Source organism: Fluviibacterium sp. S390 (assembly GCF_049800695.1).
Taxonomy (GTDB): Bacteria; Pseudomonadota; Alphaproteobacteria; order Rhodobacterales; family Rhodobacteraceae; genus Meridianimarinicoccus.
Genome location: NZ_JBNAFN010000019.1, coordinates 16,022 through 33,743, shown reverse-complemented (window position 1 = coordinate 33,743; position 17,722 = coordinate 16,022). Strand labels below are relative to the sequence as shown.

Genomic DNA, 17,722 nt, shown 5'->3' with positions numbered 1-17,722 from the left:
GTTGCGGACCGGCCTGTTTCTTCTTGGAAAAAATACTCAAAAAAAGGGCACCGCGCCGCGGGGCCCTTTCCCGGTGCATGGGTGCTTACCCGATCTTGGATGCCGCCAGCACCGCCATGTTCAAGATGTCGTTCTCGGTGGCATTGGTCGAACATAGCTGGATCGGCTTGGCCACGCCCGACAGGATCGGACCGATCACCGTGGCGCCCGCCATTTCCTGCATCAGCTTGACCGAGATCGAGGCCGAGTGCCGCGCCGGCACCACCAGGATGTTGGCCGGGCCTGACAGGCGCGAGAACGGATAGGCCTCCATGGCGGACATGTTCAGCGCCACATCCACTGTCATCTCGCCTTCAAACTCGAAATTCACACCCCGTGCTTCCAGCACTTTCGGCGCCATGTGCATCTTTTCGGCCCGCTCCGACACCGGATAGCCGAAGGTCGAAAAGCTGACGAAGGCCACGCGCGGCTCCAGCCCCAGCGACCGGGCGACAGATGCCGCGCCTTCGGCGATGGTGGCAAGGTCGTTCTGATCGGGCCATTCATGGACCAGCGTGTCGGCGATCATCACGATCCGGCCCTGGTGCAACAGCGCCGTGACCCCGACCACCCCATGTTCGGCATCGGCGTCGAAGACGTGGTTGATCTGTTCCATCACATGCGCCGACTTCCGGGTTGCCCCGGTCACCATCGCGTCGCCATGGCCATGCGCCAGCATCAGCGCCGAGAACACATGCCGGTCGCGCGCCGCCAGACGATGCACGTCGGACCCGTCGAACCCCTTGCGTTTCAGCCGGTCGTAAAGGAAGTCCTTGTAGGCCTCCAGATGCACGGTGTTGGCGGCATTGATGATGCGCAATTCGCGCACCGCATCGCCCAATCCCGCCGCTTCCAGCTTGGTTTTCACATCTGCCTCGCGACCCACCACAAGGGCCTTGCCCAGGCCCGAGCGTTGATAGGCCACGGCAGCGCGCAGGGCGCGGATATCGTCGCCTTCGGCAAAGATCATCTGGGCCTGATTCTGACGGGCCCGCGCGTGCAGGCCTTCAAGGATCGACGCGGTGGGATCCATCCGTGCCTTCAGCGACCGCTTGTAGCCATCCATGTCGATGATCGGACGGCGGGCCACGCCGGTGTCCATGCCGGCCTTGGCCACGGCGGGCGGAATGCGATGGATCAGGCGCGGGTCAAACGGTGTCGGGATGATGTAGTCGCGCCCGAAGCTCAGCTTGCGGCCATAGGCCATGGCGACCTCATCGGGCACATCTTCGCGCGCCAGTTCGGCCAGCGCCTGGGCGCAGGCGATCTTCATCTCGTCGTTGATGGCCCGCGCGTTGATGTCCAGCGCGCCGCGGAACAGATAGGGGAACCCAAGCACGTTGTTGACCTGGTTGGGATAGTCCGACCGCCCGGTCGCGACGATGGCATCCAGCCGCACGTCGTGGGCTTCTTCCGGCGTGATCTCGGGATCGGGGTTGGCCATGGCGAAAATCACCGGGTTGTCGGCCATCGAGGCGACCATCTCGCGGGTGACCGCGCCCTTGGCCGACACGCCCAGGAACACGTCGGCGCCCTGCATGGCTTCCTCCAGCGTGCGTAGATCGGTGCGCGCGGCATGGGCCGATTTCCACTGGTTCATGCCCTCGGTGCGGCCCTGATAGATCACGCCCTTGGTGTCGCACATGATGCAGTTGTCATGCGTGGCGCCCATGGTCTTGAGCAGTTCGAGACAGGCGATGCCCGCCGCCCCCGCGCCGTTCAGCACGATGCGGCAATCCTCGATCTTCTTGCCCGACAGGTGCAGCGCGTTGATCAGCCCGGCGGCACAGATCACCGCCGTGCCGTGCTGGTCGTCGTGGAAGACGGGGATATCCATCTCTTCCTTGAGGCGCTGCTCGATGATGAAACACTCGGGCGCCTTGATGTCTTCCAGGTTGATGCCGCCGAAGGTCGGCCCCATCAGCCGGATCGCGGCGATCAGCTCCTCGGGATCCTCGCTGTCCAGCTCGATGTCGATGGAGTTCACATCGGCAAAGCGCTTGAAAAGCACCGCCTTGCCCTCCATCACCGGTTTCGACGCCAGCGCGCCCAGGTTGCCCAGCCCCAGCACCGCCGTCCCGTTCGAGATCACCGCCACCGTGTTGCCCTTTGTGGTATAGTCATAGGCCGCCTGCGGGTCGGCGGCGATGGCCTCGCAGGGCACCGCAACGCCGGGCGAATAGGCCAGCGACAGATCCCGCTGCGTGCTCATCGGCACGGTGGCCTGAATCGCCAGTTTGCCCGGATGCGGCAGCAGGTGAAACGCCAGCGCGTCTTCGGGCGTGATCTTGGTCTTGGACATGGGCGGGGTCTCCTCCGTCGGTTCCCGCCGTCTTACGCGAGCCACCGTGCGGTCTCAACGCGTGTTAGCGCAGACAGGCGCAGATAAGGCGGATCGGGCCGATGGGGGCTTTTGCCGCTTCGCCCGACGCACTACACCCATGAGACGCAAATCGCAGCCCCGGAGCCGCCCCATGACGCCGATGATGGCGCAGTATCTCGAGATCAAGTCCGATCATCCCGATGCCATCCTGTTCTACCGGATGGGGGATTTCTACGAGATGTTCTTCGACGATGCGGTGGCTGCGGCGGCTGCGCTGGACATCGCCCTGACCAAACGCGGCAAGCACGAGGGCGCGGATATTCCCATGTGCGGCGTACCGGTCCATGCCGCAGAAGGCTATCTGCTGACCCTGACCCGCAAGGGCTTTCGCGTGGCCATCTGCGAACAGCTGGAAAACCCGGCCGAAGCGAAAAAGCGCGGCTACAAGTCGGTAGTCAAGCGCGGCGTGACGCGGGTCGTGACGCCTGGCACATTGACCGAGGACAGCCTGCTGGACGCGCGGCGGCACAATTACCTGGCCGCCTGGGCCGAGATCCGGGGCACCGGCGCCCTGGCCTGGGTGGATATCTCCACCGGCGAGATGACGGTGGCACCCTGCAAGCGGGTGATGCTGCCGCATCTGCTGTCCCGCCTGTCGCCGCCCGAGATCCTGTGCCCCGACGCGCTGGAACCCGCGTTGCGCAGCATGGCCGAGGAAACCGGCGCTGCCCTTATGCCGCTGGGCGCGGCCAGTTTCGACAGCGAAGGCGGGCTGGCCCGCCTGAAGGCGCTGTACGCGGTGGCGACGCTGGACGCCTTCGGCCAGTTCGACCGGGTCGAAACCGCGGCCCTTGGCGCGCTGGTCGACTATCTGGAGATCACCCAGAAGGGCAAACTGCCGCTGATCCGCCCGCCGGTGCGTGAAGCGCCGGGCGGCGCCATGGCGATCGACGCCGCGACCCGCCGCAACCTTGAGATTACCCAAAGCCTGTCGGGCGGGCGCAACGGCTCGCTACTGGCGACCGTGGACCGGACAGTGACGGCGGGCGGCGCGCGGCTGCTGGAACGGCGGCTGTCGGCGCCCTCGCAGGATCTGACGGAAATCCGGGGCCGGCATGACGCGGTCGAGGCCCTGCTGGACGATCCCCGCCTGCGCGACGACCTGCGCGCGGCTCTGAAACGCGCGCCCGACATGGATCGCGCCCTCAGCCGCCTGTCGCTGGACCGTGGCGGCCCGCGCGACCTGACCGCCCTGCGCGACGGGCTGGCCCAGGCCGGGGCCATCGCCGCGATGCTGCCCGAGGATCTGCCCGAGCGTCTGGGCTGGGCCGCGCAGGACCTGCTGGGGCACGAGGCGCTGGCTGATCTGCTGGATGAAGCCCTTGTCGCCGATCCGCCCTTGCTGGCCCGCGACGGCGGCTTCGTGGCCAGCGGCTATGACAGCGCACTGGACGAGGCCCGCACCCTCCGCGATGAGGGCCGGGGCCTGATCGCCGGCTTGCAGGCGAAATATGCGGATCTGACCGGCATTGGTTCGCTGAAAGTCAAGCATAACAACGTGTTGGGCTATTTCGTGGAAACCCCGGCAACCCATGCCGGCAAGATGACCTCGGAACCGCTGACGGAAACCTTCATCCACCGCCAGACCACCGCCAATGCCATCCGCTTCACCACGGTGGAGCTGTCCGAGCTGGAGCGCGGGTTGCTGAATGCAGGCTCGCACGCGCTGGACCTGGAAAAGCAGATCTTCGCGCGTCTGTGCGCCACCTGCCTGGACGCCGCCGCCAAGATCGGCAACGCCGCCCGCGCGCTGGCCGAGATCGACCTGACCGCCGGGTTCGCCGATCTGGCCGCCGGCGCCGACTGGACCCGCCCCCGGATGGAGGACAGCCGCGCCTTTGACGTGCGCGCCGGACGTCACCCGGTGGTCGAGGCCGCGCTGTCGCGCCAGTCGGGCGCGCCCTTCGTCGCCAACGATTGCGCCCTCAGCGCCGAGGGGGATGGCGCCGCCATCTGCCTGCTGACCGGGCCCAACATGGCAGGCAAATCCACCTGGCTGCGGCAGAACGCGCTGATCGCCCTGCTGGCCCAGTCCGGCGCCTTCGTGCCCGCGCGCGAGGCCCGCATCGGGATCGTCTCGCAATTGTTCAGCCGCGTCGGTGCCGCTGACGATCTGGCGCGGGGACGGTCGACCTTCATGGTGGAAATGGTGGAAACCGCCGCCATCCTGAACCAGGCCGACGCGCGCGCCCTCGTAATACTGGACGAAATCGGGCGCGGCACCGCCACCTACGACGGGCTTTCCATCGCCTGGGCGACGCTGGAACATTTGCACAACGTAAACCGCTGCCGGGCGCTGTTCGCCACCCATTACCACGAAATGACCACGCTGGCCGAAAAGCTGGACCATGCCAGCAACGCCACCGTGGCGGTCAAGGATTGGGAAGGCGAGGTCATCTTCCTGCACGAGGTCCGCCCCGGTGCGGCCGATCGCTCCTACGGGGTGCAGGTGGCGAAACTGGCCGGCCTGCCCGCCCCGGTCATCGCTCGCGCGCGGCAGGTATTGGAAACTCTGGAAGCCGGCGACCGCGAGGGCGGCAAACGGGCCCCGATGCTCGACGACCTGCCCCTGTTCGCCGCGCCGCCGCCGCCCACCCCCACCGTCGAGAAAACCCATCCGGCTGTAGACCGACTGTCAGATGTCCACCCCGACCAACTGACCCCGATCCAGGCATTGACCCTACTGTACGAGCTGCGCGGGATGGTGCGGGACGGTTGATCGCCGAACGACAGCCTCATCCAGGCTGTCTGCAGGCAGCCCGGCCATACACCGCATTTCTTCTTGGAATAAATACTCATCTTGCGCCGCGCAGCGGCGCCGGGCCCAACACCTTGCGGTCGTCAGGCCGCAAAGGGGGCGGGAGTGCGCCACCCCAACGAATTGCGGCGCCACCGGGAAACGGGGCGCCGCGACCTGTCATGGGGATCGGATCAGGAGGCCGGCATCGACGATACGCCGACCTGTGCCGGGCGCAGCAGGCGGTCGTGCAGCAGGAAGCCTTCGGCCATGACCTCGATAATCTCGCCGGCCTTGGTGCCGGGCACCGGGGCTTCGAACATGGCCTGGTGCAGCTGCGGATCGAACTTCTCGCCCCGCTCCGGCGCGACGCGCTGGATGCCGTGCTTTTCGAAGATGTTCAGCAACTCGCGCAGGGTCAGTTCGACCCCTTCCAGCAGCGCCTTGTCGGCCTCGCTGCCGGTTTCGGGTGCTGCGCGCAGGGCGCGGTTCAGGTTGTCGTAGACCGGTAGCATGTCGCGCGCCAGTTTCGAGCCGCCGTATTGCTCGCCCTCGCGGCGATCCCGCTCGCCACGCTTGCGGGCGTTTTCGGCATCGGCCAGCGCCCGCATGAAGCGGTCGTGCAATTCGTCGCGTTCCGCCTTCAGGGTTTCAATCTCGGCTTGAAGCGCAACCGCTTCCACGTCTTGCGGCGAGTCCTGCTCTGCCAGCGTGTCCAGATCGACAAGGTCGTCTTCGCTGACGCCCGGCAGAATGTCTTCCATTTCGCCCACGTCTTTGGCTTTCGGATCTGCCATGATCCCTCCTTCTCAACTCCGGTCGGAGATCATCCTGCCGACCAGTTGCGCCGTGTAATCCACGATCGGCACGACCCGTCCGTAATTCAGACGTGTCGGCCCGATCACGCCCACGGCGCCGATAATCTTTCGATCCGCGTTCATATAGGGACTGACGACCAGAGAGGAACCCGAAAGTGAAAAAAGCTTGTTCTCCGAGCCGATAAAAATGCGCACACCCTCGCCGGTTTCGGTCAGGTCCAGGAACTCGGCAATATCACGTTTGCGCTCCAGGTCGTCGAACAGGATGCGGATGCGCTCCAGATCAACCGCATCCTGGCTTTCCAGCAGGTTGGCGCGGCCGCGCACGATCAGCCGCTCGGCGCCTTCGCCTTGTTCATCCCAGACCGCCAGCCCACTTTCCACAAGGTCGCGGGCCAGCTTGTCGATTTCCTGGCGGCGGCGCTTGATCTCGCTTTCCATGACCCGGCGCAATTCGCTGACGGTGCGGCCCTCGGCCAGCGCGTTCAGGAAATTTGCCGCCTCGCGCATGGATGACGGGGTCTGCCCCGGCGGCGGCGTGAACACGCGGTTTTCCACATGGCCATCGGCAAAGACCAGCACCACCAGCGCCCGGTCGGCGGCAAGGCTGACGAATTCGATATGCTTGATCGGCGCTTCATGCTTGGGCGTCAGCACCAGGCTGGCACCATGGGTCACCCCCGACAGCGCCGAACCGATGCCGTCCAGAATCGCGCCCACATCACCGTCCGAGCGTTTGACGGTGGCGTCGATCATCTCGCGATCCTGAAGGGTCATCTGGTCCACTTCCAGAAACCCGTCCACGAACATGCGCAGGCCCTTTTCGGTGGGCACGCGGCCTGCCGAGATGTGCGGACTGCCCAGCAACCCCAGATATTCCAGGTCCTGCATCACGTTGCGGATCGTCGCCGCGCTGACCTTTTCCGACATGGAGCGTGTCAGCGTGCGCGAGCCCACCGGATCGCCGCTGGACAGATAGCCTTCGACCACCCGCCGGAACACCTCGCGGGAGCGGTCGTTCAGATCTTGCAGAACCTTGCTGCTGTCGGTCATCCCGTTTGTCCCGTTCTCGCGCACACAGCCCTTGCAGGCTTGAACCACACCGCCTTGCGAAGATAAGGGTTCGGCATCCCAACGCAAGGAAATGTCATGCGCCCTTCCGGCCGTAAACTCAACGAACTTCGCCCCGTGTCCATCGAGACCGATGTCACCCGCCACGCCGAGGGCTCTTGCCTGATCCGCATGGGCGACACCCATGTGCTCTGCACCGCCTCGCTGGAAGAGCGGGTGCCGCCGTTCCTGAAGAACTCGGGTCTTGGCTGGGTCACCGCCGAATACGGGATGCTGCCGCGCGCCACCCACAGCCGGATGCGGCGCGAGGCCAAGAACGGCCAGTCGGGCCGCACCCAGGAAATCCAGCGCCTGATCGGACGCAGCCTGCGCGCCGGGCTGGATCGCGTTGCCCTGGGCGAACGCCAGATCACCATCGACTGCGATGTGATCCAGGCCGATGGCGGCACCCGCTGCGCTGCAATCACCGGCGGCTGGGTCGCGCTGCGCCTTGCGGTCAACAAGCTGATGAAGGCCGGCGACGTGATCTCGGATCCGCTGGTCGATCCCATCGCGGCGGTGTCCTGTGGCATCTACGCCGGTCAGCCGGTGCTGGATCTGGACTATCCCGAGGACAGCGATGCGGGCGTCGATGGCAACTTCGTCATCACCGGTTCCGGCAAGCTGGTCGAGGTGCAGATGTCCGCCGAAGGCGCCACCTTCACCCGTGCCCAGATGGGCGAACTGCTGGATCTGGCCGAAGCGGGCGTGGCTGACCTGGTCGCCGCCCAGAAAGCCGCCACCGCATGACCGGCAGGATCGGCGACAAGCTGGTCATCGCCAGCCACAACGCAGGGAAAATCCGCGAGATCGGGGCGCTGATGGCGCCCTACGGGATCGAGGTCGTGTCGGTGAAGGAGCTTGGCTTCGTCGAGCCGGAGGAAACCGAGAATACTTTTGCCGGCAACGCGCGCATCAAGGCGCATGCAGCAGCCAAGGCGGCGGGCCTGCCCGCCCTGTCGGATGACAGCGGCATTATGGTCGATGCCCTGGATGGCGCGCCGGGGGTCTTTACCGCCGATTGGGCCGAAACGCCCATGGGGCGCGATTTCCCCATGGCCATGAAAAAGGTCTGGGATCTGCTGGAAGAGAAAGGCGCGCCGGAACCCCGGACCGCGCATTTCTGCTGTACGCTCTGCGTGGCATGGCCCGATGGCACCGATCAGCTGTTCGAAGGCCGTGTGTCGGGCCGCCTTGTCTGGCCGATGCGCGGCGCGCAGGGCTTCGGCTTTGACCCGATCTTCCAGCCCGATGGTGAAACCGAAACCTTCGGCGAGATGGATCCTGCAAAGAAGCACTCCATGAGCCACCGCGCCGATGCCTTCACCAAGATGAAAGCGGGCCTGCTTGACTGAGCGCCCCGATTGGGAGGCCGGCGGGTTCGGCCTCTACATCCACTGGCCGTTCTGCGCCGCCAAATGCCCCTATTGCGACTTCAATTCCCATGTCGCGGCCACCATCGACCACACCCGCTGGCGCAAGGCTTATCTGGCGGAACTGCAGCGCGCGGCGCGTGAAACGCATGGCCGGGTCCTGAACACGGTGTTCTTCGGCGGCGGCACCCCCAGCCTGATGGACCCGGATACAGTCGCCGCCATTCTGGAAGACGTCCGCCGCCTGTGGCCCATGGCGAATGATCCCGAAATCACGCTGGAAGCCAATCCAACCTCGGTCGAGGCCGGGAAATTCCGGGCCTTCCGGCAAGGCGGAATCACGCGGGTGTCGATGGGGGTGCAATCACTGCGCGACGAAGACCTGCGCCGTCTTGGCCGAATGCACAGCGTGGCCGAGGCACGTCAAGCATTTGATATTGCGCGAAAAGAGTTTGACCATGTCAGCTTCGACATGATTTATGCCCGTCAGGGGCAAAGCCGCGAAGATTGGTCAGCAGAACTGACCGAAGCCCTGTCCATGGCCGTTGATCATCTCTCGGCGTACCAGTTGACCATCGAACCCGGCACCGCCTTTGGCGACCGCTATACCCGTGGCAAACTGCGCGATCTGCCAGACGATGACCTGTCAGCGGACCTTTATGATCTGACGCAAGAAATCTGCGCGGCGCATGGGATGCCCGCCTACGAGGTGTCGAACCACGCGGCACCCGGATCCGAAAGCCGGCACAATCTGATCTACTGGCGCTATGGCGACTACATCGGTATCGGCCCCGGCGCACACGGTCGGGTCAGCACGCCCGAAGGCCGCATGGCCACCGAAACCCATCTGGCCCCCGGCGCATGGCTGCAAGCGGTGGAACGGCGCGGCACCGGCCAATCCCTGCGCAGCACTTTGCCCGCGCAAGATCAGGCCGCCGAATACCTGATGATGAGCCTGCGCCTGTCTGAAGGCAGCGACCTGTCCCGGCTTGCGCGTCTGGGCCTTGTCCCCGACCCCGCGCGCCTGTCACATCTGCAAGAGTTGGACCTTGTTTCATTGACCGGATCGCGCTTGCGTGCGACCCAAGCCGGGCGCCGGGTGCTGAACGGCGTGTTGCGCGAACTGCTGATGGATTGACCCATGCGAGTGCTCTGGTTGATGACAGGCTTTCTGGCCGTGGGAACAGGCACTTTGGGCATCTTCCTGCCGCTGCTGCCCACCGTACCGCTGATGATCCTGGCCGCGTTCTGCTTTGGAAAGTCTTCGCCGCGCCTGCACAACTGGCTGGTGAACCATCCGGTCTATGGCGAGCATATCCGCGACTGGCACGCCAAGGGCGCCATTCATCGAAATGCCAAGAAATTGGCCACGGTGTCGATCGCCGTGGCCTTCGGGCTGTCCGTCCTGATGGGGGTTCGGGCCCAGATCCTGATGATCCAGGCCCTCGTTCTCTGCGCCGTGCTGATCTTTATATGGACGCGCCCGACGGCGTAAGGCTGAGCATCCGGCACAATTCATCCAATTGATCCAGAGACTTGTAGCTGATGGTCAGTGATCCTGTCTCTTTTTCGGGCTTGTGGGCGATCTGCACTTTCATGCCCAGATTGGCCGAAAGATCCTGCTCAAGAACGCGCGTGTCCGCGTCTTTCTCGTCATCGACCACCTGCGCCTTGCGCGGCGCTTTCGGTTCGGACTCGGCCTTGGCCAGCCGTTCGGTATCCCGTACCGACAGCCCCTTCTCGACCACTTTGCGCGCCAATGCCACCGGATCCTCGGTGGTGATCAAGGCACGCGCGTGCCCTGCCGAGAGCCGCCCGTCAACCAGGAACGCCTGCACTTCGGCGGGCAGGTTCAGCAGTCGCAGAAGGTTGGCAATGTGGCTGCGGCTCTTGCCCAGGGCCTCGGCCATTTTTTCCTGTGTGTGGCCGAACTTGTCCATCAACTGACGATAGCCGGCGGCCTCTTCCACGGGGTTCAGATCGGCCCGCTGAATGTTCTCGATGATTGCGACTTCCAGAACCTCGGTGTCCGAGAAGTCCCGCACCAGAACCGGAAGCTCGTGCAGTTGCGCCATTTGCGAGGCGCGCCAGCGACGCTCCCCGGCAACAATCTGATACTTGGCGTCCCCGTTCGGCCATTTCCGCACGATCAGGGGCTGAATCACGCCCTTTTCCCGGATCGAATTGGCCAGATCGGTCAGATCCTGATCCCCGAACCGACGCCGCGGCTGATCCGGGTTCGGAGCAATGTCTTCAATGGGCACCACCAGTTCACCACGCGGCGCGATGCTCTCATTGGCCTCGATCGGGGCAACATCCGCCATCAAGGCCGACAGACCCCGGCCCAATCCGCGTTTCTCTCCACCCATATCTAGCCCTGCCTTATTGTTTTATGCCGATATGCTGTGATAGCGCGCAATAAGCTCGTCTGCCAAGTCCCCATATGCAAGCGCGCCCTTCGATTTCGGGTCATAGTCCAGAACCGGCACTGCATGCGACGGCGCTTCGCTTACCCGCACGTTGCGCGGGACGATGGTCTTGAACACCAGTTCGCCCAGCGTTTCGCGGGCGTCGATCTCGACCTGCTGCGCCAGACGATTGCGCTGATCGTGCATCGTCAGCAACACACCTTCGATCCGCAGATTGGGATTTGCGGTCTGGCGCACTTCCCGGATGGTCAACATCAACTGGGACAACCCCTCCAGCGCAAAAAATTCACTTTGCAGCGGGATCAGGATGGAATCAGACGCGACCATGGCATTGACGGTCAGAAGGTTCAGCGATGGCGGGCAGTCAATCAGGACATAGTCGACGCCAAGCTCGGCCATCACCGGGCTACGCAGTATGTCGCGCAGGATAAAGCTGCGGCGCTCGTTCGCCACCAACTCGATATCGGCAGAACTCAGATCAGTTGTGGCCGGCGCAATCAGGATGTTGTCGATCGACGTTGCACACAGGACTTCACCCAGAGGTGCGCCGTCGATCAGAAGGTCATAGGTGCTTTTCCTACGCTCACCCACTTCCACACCCAGGCCGGTGGAGGCGTTGCCCTGTGGGTCAATATCAATAACGAGGCTGGAAAATCCCCGCTTTTCCAGCGCCGAAGCGAGGTTGATCGTCGTGGTTGTCTTGCCAACCCCGCCCTTCTGGTTGGCAATAGCGATGATGCGCGGTGTGGAGAATTCAGACACGTCTCGGGGCTCCGATCTTGAACAAAACTGCTTGGGCATCTGTCAAACTGGTAATCTCTTGCACGTCGAACTCCCAGTGCTTTCGGGCCTCTGCCAGTTCTTCTGCATGGCGTGCGCCTTTTGGAAATATGGCGGTACCATCATTTGCAAGATGCCGTTCTGCAAACCCCAACAGATCTGTCAGGGGGGCCAGGGCACGGGCACTGAGATACTGAGCGTCCTGTGGGGGGACAGCCTCGATGCGCGCATCCAGCACCGAGAAGGGCGTTGATGTTTCACGTGAAACAGTGCGCAGGAAGGCTGCCTTGCGTTGGTCGCTTTCGATGCAGGTCAAAACTAGGTCAGGTGTGAGTTCTTGCGCCAAGATTGCCACCACAGCGCCCGGAAACCCACCACCACTCCCCAAATCAACCCAACTCCCCCCCGTGGGGGCAACGGCAGAAAAGACCTGGGCAGAGTCGACAATATGGCGGTCCCACAGCAGAATCAGTGATTTCTGTGACACGAGATTGATCTTTCGCGTCCATTTCCTCACCAAATCCGCATAGGCGGACAGCTTCTCAAGTGTTTCACGTGAAACATCGAGACCCGGGAGGCTGTGAGTCACGCCCGTTTCTCCTGCCGCGCCGGACGCAACCGAACCAACAACAGCGACAAGGCTGCCGGAGTCATCCCCTCCAGACGCGCCGCTTGCGCCATGGACGCCGGGCGGCTCTTGTTGAGTTTTGTTTTCAACTCGTTTGAAAGGCCGGAAATTCCGTCATAGTCGAAGTCGGTCGGGATTTTCACCGCTTCATCCCGTTTCAACAGCGCCACATCCCGCGCTTGACGGTCCAGATACTTCGAATAGAGCGCATCTCGCCAAAGCTGAACCTGAACTTCCGGGTCCATGCCCTCGTGGGTTGGGTTCAGCTCAAGGATGTTGTCAAAAGAAGCGTTCGGAAAGGACAGAAGATCCCAACTGGTCCGACGACCGCCATCAGCCGCAACCTTGATGCCCGCCGATGTGATTTCACGCGGGGTCCAGTCTTCAGACTCAAGGGCTTTGCGCCCAGCTTCCAGGGCATCCATCTTTTGCTGGAACGCTGCCTTCCGCGTCTCTCCAACACACCCAAGGCCCAAACCCATTGGAGTTAGACGCTGATCCGCATTGTCGGCTCGCAGGGACAAACGGAATTCCGCCCGCGACGTGAACATGCGATACGGTTCTGCGACGCCTCTGGTTGTCAGATCGTCGATCATAACGCCGATGTACGAGTTGGAGCGCTGGAAGGTCACGCCCTCTTCCCCCACAGCATGTCGGGCCGCGTTCAGACCAGCCACTAGGCCTTGTGCCGCCGCCTCTTCATACCCGGTCGTGCCATTGATCTGACCCGCCAGATAGAGTCCCGGTTGCTCCCGCAATTCAAGGTTCAGGTTCAACGCCCTGGGATCAACGTAATCATATTCTATGGCATAGCCGGGTTGCAGGATTTGGACGCTCTCAAGACCGACAATCGAGCGAACGTAAGCCCTTTGAACATCTTCGGGCAAGGAGGTCGAAATGCCATTCGGATAGACTGTGGGATCGTCCAGCCCTTCCGGCTCAAGAAATACCTGGTGGCTGTCCTTATCAGCGAAGCGGACCACCTTGTCCTCGATCGAGGGGCAGTATCGGGGACCCACCCCTTCGATATGGCCGCCGTACATCGCAGACCGGCTGAGGTTTTTCTCGATGATCTCGTGTGTGCGCGTGTTTGTGTGCGTAATTCCGCAGCTGACCTGTCGCGTATGGGTCGATTTCGTCAGAAACGAGAAGAACGTGGGGTCATCATCGCCGGGCTGATCCTCTAGGACCGCCCAATTGATTGTGCGCCCGTCCAATCGCGGTGGTGTCCCGGTTTTCAACCGGCCCAGTGGTAGACCCATATCGGCAAACCGGGCTGCCAACTTGTTGGAGGGGTCCTCGCCCATACGGCCAGCCGGATAGGAAGTATCGCCAATATGCACAACACCCCGAAGAAAGGTGCCGGTGGTAATGACAACGGCTTTTGACGGGACAATGCTCCCATCGCCAAGCACCGCACCTGTCACTTGGCCCGCATCAACCGCAATGTCAGTGACTTCCGCACCGATAACCGACAGATTTGGTACCGCAGCCAGCATCCTTTGCATGGTGTCACGATAGATCTTGCGATCCGACTGTGCTCTTGGTCCCTGAACTGCAGGACCCTTGCGGCGGTTCAAAAGCCGAAACTGGATCCCGGCCTTGTCGGCCACTGGGCTCATGATGCCATCCATGGCATCGATTTCGCGGACCAGATGACCCTTCCCAAGCCCGCCAATGGCTGGGTTGCAGGACATCACGCCGATTTTGCTGGTATCCAAGGTTACCAGGGCAACACGAACACCCAGGCGCGCTGCGGCATGAGCAGCCTCGCAACCCGCGTGCCCACCACCAACCACCACCACGTCGAAGCTGTCATGTTTCACGTGAAACATCGTCATTTCCCCAGACAGAAACTGCTGAAGATCTCATCCAGCACATTCTCTACATCAATGCGACCAACCAGAGCATCCAGTGTCACGACCGCGCGCCGGATATCCTCGACGGCCAGTTCGGTCGGGCGGTGGCCCATCTCTAGCGCATCGAGTGCCGATTCCAAAACCTCACGCGCGCGAGTCATGGCTTGACGGTGGCGTTCTTGCACGGCCAAGCCAGCAGTGCTTGCGCGCGCCTGCAGACGCTCCTGCACATGGGACAACAAGGCCGAGACGCCTTCCCCCGTCTTGCCAGAGATTCCCTGACCGCTTTTTGCCACAAGATCGGATTTGCCGAGCAACACAAGATCGTCCGTGCCGATCGATACCCCAAATGGAACTGCGCCGTCCGTCAGCACGATGCGCAGGTCTGCCTGGTTGGCACGCGACACCGCGCGTTCGATCCCCAACCCCTCGACCACGTCTTCGGTTTCGCGCAATCCGGCGGTATCAAGGAACGTTACAGGCAGACCACCCACATCCATGCGCACTTCGATCACATCACGCGTGGTGCCAGCAATATCCGAAGTGATCGCAGCATCCCGGCCCGCAAGCGTGTTCAGAAGTGTGGACTTGCCGATGTTGGGCGGACCAACGATGGCAACCTCGAACCCGTCGCGGATACGTTCGGCCGCCTGGAATCCGGAGATTTCACGAGAAAGGCTTTCGGTCACGTCCCGCAACAACGCCGTGACTTCCGGCGTCACATCCACTGGCACCTCTTCGTCGGCAAAGTCGATGGTGACTTCCAAAAGCGCCATGGCCCGGATCAAGTCTTGCCGCCAGCTTTCCGTCTTTTGACCCAAAGCCCCGGATAGAACGCGCAACGCTTGTTTTCGCTGAGCTTCGGTTTCGGCGTCGATCAGGTCGGCCAGACCTTCGACCTCGGTAAGATCAAGTTGCCCGTTTTCCAGTGCGCGGCGGGTGAATTCTCCCGGCTCGGCCAGCCGCAGACCCGGAAGATGCGACAGCACTTGCAACAGGGCTGCAACCGTCGCGCGGGAGCCATGCACCTGAAACTCGGCAGATGTCTCCCCAGTGAACGATGCGCCTTTGGCAAATGTCAGGATCAGGGCGGAATCAATCAGGCCGCCATCGGCATCGCGCAGGTCGCACAGCGTTGCGCGCCGGGGATCCGGCACACGACCGCAAAGGGCCTTTACTGCATCATGGGCGTGCGGCCCCGATACCCGGACAACCGCGACACCCGCTTTGCCCTGTGCCGTGGCAAGGGCATATATGGTGTCCATTGCGCAAACCTACACAATATCAAGAGTTCATGGAGTCAAAGAACTCTGAATTCGACTTGGTTTGTTTGAGCTTGGAGATCAGGAACTCGATGGCATCGGTGGTGCCCATCGGGTTCAGGATACGGCGCAGGACATAGGTTTTCTGCAGGTTGATCTTGTCGACCAGCAGATCCTCTTTCCGGGTTCCGGACTTGAGAATGTCCATTGCCGGGAAGACGCGCTTGTCGGCGACTTTCCTGTCAAGAACAATTTCCGAGTTACCGGTGCCTTTGAATTCCTCGAAAATGACCTCGTCCATGCGCGATCCGGTATCGATCAGCGCGGTCGCGATGATGGTCAGCGACCCGCCTTCCTCGATGTTCCGTGCGGCGCCGAAGAAGCGCTTGGGCCGCTGCAGGGCATTGGCATCCACACCGCCGGTCAGGACCTTGCCTGAGGACGGCACAGTGGTGTTGTAGGCGCGGCCCAGGCGGGTGATCGAATCCAGCAGGATCACCACGTCGCGCTTGTGCTCGACCAGGCGTTTGGCCTTTTCGATGACCATCTCGGACACACCGACGTGGCGCGAGGCAGGCTCGTCAAAGGTCGAGGAGACGACCTCGCCCTTCACCGAGCGCTGCATGTCGGTCACTTCTTCCGGCCGCTCGTCGATCAGCAGGACGATCAGATAGCACTCAGGGTGATTGCGGGCGATCGACGCGGCGATGTTCTGCAACAGAACCGTCTTACCGGTCCGTGGCGGCGCGACGATGAGCGAGCGCTGGCCTTTCCCGATCGGGGCCACCAGATCGATGATCCGTGCAGATCGATCCTTGATGGTGGGATCCTCGATCTCCATGTTCAGGCGTTCGTCCGGGTACAGCGGCGTCAGGTTGTCGAAGGCGATCTTGTGACGCGCGCGCTCGGGCGCTTCGAAGTTGATCTTCGTGACCTTGGTCAGCGCGAAATAGCGTTCATTGTCCCGCGGCGACTGGATGACGCCTTCTATGGTGTCGCCGGTGCGCAGCGACCATTGGCGGATCATGTCGGGAGAGACGTAGATGTCATCGGGACCCGGCAGATAGTTGGCCTCGGGCGATCTCAGGAAGCCAAAGCCGTCCTGCAGTACTTCAAGAACACCATCGCCAGATATCTCCCAGCCATCCTCCGCGCGTTCGCGCAGGATCTGGAACATCATCTCGCCCTTGCGCATGGTCGAGGCGTTCTCGATTTCGAGTTCCTCGGCCATCGCCAGCAGATCGGTGGGGCTTTTTGCTTTGAGGTCCGAGAGATTCACCCGGTCCTGGGAAACGGCAATATTCATACAATGCGCTCCGGCGCTCGTGATCCGGGATCACGGTTCAGCTCAACTTGCGGCAGTCGGAAAATAACGGACGGACGCCCGCTATAATCCGTATATAGACTTTCGCAATTCGAAGTCAACGAGACCGGATTGTCGTCAGAACGGGCGGGCGATCACCGATACGACGATGACGATCATCAGGACCGTCGGAACCTCGTTCATCAGCCGGAAATCGCGGCCCGTGCGCGTGTTCTTGCCCGCCAGAAAGTCTTTCCGGCGGTATCCGCACCAGTGGTGGAACCAGGTCATTGCAATGATGGCCGCACCCTTGGTGTAGGGCCAGAACGCGCCCCAGTCGACGATCCCCGGCGTGAACACCAAAGCCAGACCGAAGATCCAAGTGGCGACCATGGCCGGGTTCATGATGAAGCGCAGCAGCTTGCGTTCCATGGTCTGGAAGATTTCAACCGTCTCGGGCCCTGCCGCACTCACCCGCTCCACGTGATAGACAAAAAGGCGTGGCATATAGAACAGACCCGCCATCCAGGAGATCACCGAGATCACATGCAAGGATTTCGTCCACGGATACAGGTTGACAAGCAGATCGGACATTTTCGTTCCCTCGGTTGGCAGCACTTCAAAACAATAAAGAAAGAGAAAAGAAAAGATGATGTTGTAGGTAGTACAGGGGATATTGGGGATTAAGGGTTTATCAACAGGATTGTTCCATGTGAATAGAATCTGTCCGGAAACCATCTCTGGTCCTGTCGATAACTAAAATATATTTAAAAACAACAACCTGTAGGGTGATGCTAAAACGCAACCTGTGGATAAGTTTGCGGATAGTATCTGAGTCACCGAAGCTGACCTATCGTCATGGGAAAACTTGTCTACCGTGGATGACTGTGGGTGTGGATTTGACTTTATCCCCCCCGCGCGAGAGGTTGCCGAAACTGTCCCGGTTCGTCCCGACGCCATGCACCGCCCCTCCGCAGAGTCCCACACAGAGTTATCCACAA

General features: G+C 62.1%; 15 protein-coding genes. 5 read left to right on the top strand and 10 right to left on the bottom strand.

The genetic code is table 11. The features are described from left to right. Positions 1 to 85: 85 nt before the first annotated feature. A complete protein-coding gene (locus ACP15K_RS14850) occupies positions 86 to 2,341 on the bottom strand; it encodes an NADP-dependent malic enzyme (RefSeq protein ID WP_193143068.1) in 2,256 nt (751 codons plus the stop codon). A gap of 172 nt (positions 2,342 to 2,513) precedes the next feature. On the opposite strand from ACP15K_RS14850, the gene mutS reads away from it, so the two are divergent. Then, the gene (gene mutS / locus ACP15K_RS14845) at positions 2,514 to 5,141 is read left to right on the top strand and encodes a DNA mismatch repair protein MutS (RefSeq protein WP_424990855.1); all 2,628 of its coding nucleotides are present in this window, start codon (positions 2,514 to 2,516) and stop codon (positions 5,139 to 5,141) included. A gap of 212 nt (positions 5,142 to 5,353) precedes the next feature. Here the strand turns inward: mutS and ACP15K_RS14840 are convergent, their stop codons facing one another. Both ACP15K_RS14840 and hrcA read right to left on the bottom strand, forming a co-directional pair. Beyond that, positions 5,354 to 5,956, bottom strand: coding sequence for a nucleotide exchange factor GrpE (locus ACP15K_RS14840; RefSeq protein ID WP_193143067.1), 603 nt, complete (start codon positions 5,954 to 5,956; stop codon positions 5,354 to 5,356). A gap of 12 nt (positions 5,957 to 5,968) precedes the next feature. Then, on the bottom strand, positions 5,969 to 7,030 hold the full coding sequence (gene hrcA, locus ACP15K_RS14835; protein ID WP_193143066.1) for a heat-inducible transcriptional repressor HrcA: 1,062 nt from the start codon (positions 7,028 to 7,030) through the stop codon (positions 5,969 to 5,971). 96 nt (positions 7,031 to 7,126) lie between these two features. Here hrcA and rph point away from each other — a divergent pair, with 96 nt between their 5' ends. From rph to ACP15K_RS14815, 4 genes are read left to right on the top strand one after another with little or no spacing between them, the layout of a single operon-like run. Next, positions 7,127 to 7,837 carry a ribonuclease PH gene (gene rph / locus ACP15K_RS14830; RefSeq protein WP_424990854.1) on the top strand — a complete coding sequence of 237 codons (711 nt, stop codon included), beginning with the start codon at positions 7,127 to 7,129 and terminating at the stop codon, positions 7,835 to 7,837. Beyond that, positions 7,834 to 8,442, top strand: coding sequence for an RdgB/HAM1 family non-canonical purine NTP pyrophosphatase (gene rdgB, locus ACP15K_RS14825; protein ID WP_424990853.1), 609 nt, complete (start codon positions 7,834 to 7,836; stop codon positions 8,440 to 8,442). The genes rph and rdgB overlap by 4 nt, the downstream gene beginning before the upstream one ends. Beyond that, positions 8,435 to 9,598: a radical SAM family heme chaperone HemW gene (gene hemW / locus ACP15K_RS14820; protein ID WP_424990852.1), complete on the top strand. Its 1,164-nt coding sequence runs from the start codon at positions 8,435 to 8,437 to the stop codon at positions 9,596 to 9,598. The genes rdgB and hemW overlap by 8 nt, the downstream gene beginning before the upstream one ends. Before the next feature lie 3 nt (positions 9,599 to 9,601). Then, positions 9,602 to 9,955, top strand: coding sequence for a YbaN family protein (locus tag ACP15K_RS14815; RefSeq protein ID WP_193143062.1), 354 nt, complete (start codon positions 9,602 to 9,604; stop codon positions 9,953 to 9,955). Here ACP15K_RS14815 and ACP15K_RS14810 read toward each other — a convergent pair. The 7 genes from ACP15K_RS14810 to hemJ all read right to left on the bottom strand — a co-directional run bounded on the left by ACP15K_RS14810 (position 9,930) and on the right by hemJ (position 17,315). Beyond that, positions 9,930 to 10,784: a ParB/RepB/Spo0J family partition protein gene (locus ACP15K_RS14810; protein WP_424990851.1), complete on the bottom strand. Its 855-nt coding sequence runs from the start codon at positions 10,782 to 10,784 to the stop codon at positions 9,930 to 9,932. The genes ACP15K_RS14815 and ACP15K_RS14810 overlap by 26 nt on opposite strands. Before the next feature lie 66 nt (positions 10,785 to 10,850). Further along, complete coding sequence (locus tag ACP15K_RS14805; protein WP_193143060.1) at positions 10,851 to 11,690, bottom strand: ParA family protein; 840 nt, start codon at positions 11,688 to 11,690, stop codon at positions 10,851 to 10,853. Then, positions 11,644 to 12,258, bottom strand: a complete 615-nt coding sequence (rsmG, locus tag ACP15K_RS14800; RefSeq protein ID WP_424990850.1) for a 16S rRNA (guanine(527)-N(7))-methyltransferase RsmG — start codon at positions 12,256 to 12,258, stop codon at positions 11,644 to 11,646. Before rsmG ends, ACP15K_RS14805 begins: the two co-directional genes overlap by 47 nt. After that, positions 12,255 to 14,132 carry a tRNA uridine-5-carboxymethylaminomethyl(34) synthesis enzyme MnmG gene (gene mnmG / locus ACP15K_RS14795; RefSeq protein WP_193143058.1) on the bottom strand — a complete coding sequence of 626 codons (1,878 nt, stop codon included), beginning with the start codon at positions 14,130 to 14,132 and terminating at the stop codon, positions 12,255 to 12,257. Before mnmG ends, rsmG begins: the two co-directional genes overlap by 4 nt. 2 nt (positions 14,133 to 14,134) lie before the next feature. Continuing rightward, complete coding sequence (gene mnmE, locus ACP15K_RS14790; protein ID WP_193143057.1) at positions 14,135 to 15,421, bottom strand: tRNA uridine-5-carboxymethylaminomethyl(34) synthesis GTPase MnmE; 1,287 nt, start codon at positions 15,419 to 15,421, stop codon at positions 14,135 to 14,137. Between the two features lie 19 nt (positions 15,422 to 15,440). Continuing rightward, the gene (rho, locus tag ACP15K_RS14785) at positions 15,441 to 16,724 is read right to left on the bottom strand and encodes a transcription termination factor Rho (protein ID WP_193143056.1); all 1,284 of its coding nucleotides are present in this window, start codon (positions 16,722 to 16,724) and stop codon (positions 15,441 to 15,443) included. A gap of 135 nt (positions 16,725 to 16,859) precedes the next feature. Then, a complete protein-coding gene (gene hemJ / locus ACP15K_RS14780) occupies positions 16,860 to 17,315 on the bottom strand; it encodes a protoporphyrinogen oxidase HemJ (protein ID WP_193143055.1) in 456 nt (151 codons plus the stop codon). Positions 17,316 to 17,722: the final 407 nt, after the last annotated feature.

What these genes read in the sequence shown, in the direction of transcription:
- ACP15K_RS14810 (WP_424990851.1), bottom strand. Translation starts at nt 10,784, where the DNA reads ATGGCGGATGTTGCCCCGATCGAGGCCAATGAGAGCATCGCGCCGCGT.
- ACP15K_RS14805 (WP_193143060.1), bottom strand. Translation starts at nt 11,690, where the DNA reads ATGCCCAAGCAGTTTTGTTCAAGATCGGAGCCCCGAGACGTGTCTGAA.
- mutS (WP_424990855.1), top strand. Translation starts at nt 2,514, where the DNA reads ATGACGCCGATGATGGCGCAGTATCTCGAGATCAAGTCCGATCATCCC.
- rph (WP_424990854.1), top strand. Translation starts at nt 7,127, where the DNA reads ATGCGCCCTTCCGGCCGTAAACTCAACGAACTTCGCCCCGTGTCCATC.
- rho (WP_193143056.1), bottom strand. Translation starts at nt 16,724, where the DNA reads ATGAATATTGCCGTTTCCCAGGACCGGGTGAATCTCTCGGACCTCAAA.
- ACP15K_RS14815 (WP_193143062.1), top strand. Translation starts at nt 9,602, where the DNA reads ATGCGAGTGCTCTGGTTGATGACAGGCTTTCTGGCCGTGGGAACAGGC.
- ACP15K_RS14840 (WP_193143067.1), bottom strand. Translation starts at nt 5,956, where the DNA reads ATGGCAGATCCGAAAGCCAAAGACGTGGGCGAAATGGAAGACATTCTG.
- mnmG (WP_193143058.1), bottom strand. Translation starts at nt 14,132, where the DNA reads ATGTTTCACGTGAAACATGACAGCTTCGACGTGGTGGTGGTTGGTGGT.
- ACP15K_RS14850 (WP_193143068.1), bottom strand. Translation starts at nt 2,341, where the DNA reads ATGTCCAAGACCAAGATCACGCCCGAAGACGCGCTGGCGTTTCACCTG.
- rdgB (WP_424990853.1), top strand. Translation starts at nt 7,834, where the DNA reads ATGACCGGCAGGATCGGCGACAAGCTGGTCATCGCCAGCCACAACGCA.
- mnmE (WP_193143057.1), bottom strand. Translation starts at nt 15,421, where the DNA reads ATGGACACCATATATGCCCTTGCCACGGCACAGGGCAAAGCGGGTGTC.
- hemJ (WP_193143055.1), bottom strand. Translation starts at nt 17,315, where the DNA reads ATGTCCGATCTGCTTGTCAACCTGTATCCGTGGACGAAATCCTTGCAT.
- hrcA (WP_193143066.1), bottom strand. Translation starts at nt 7,030, where the DNA reads ATGACCGACAGCAGCAAGGTTCTGCAAGATCTGAACGACCGCTCCCGC.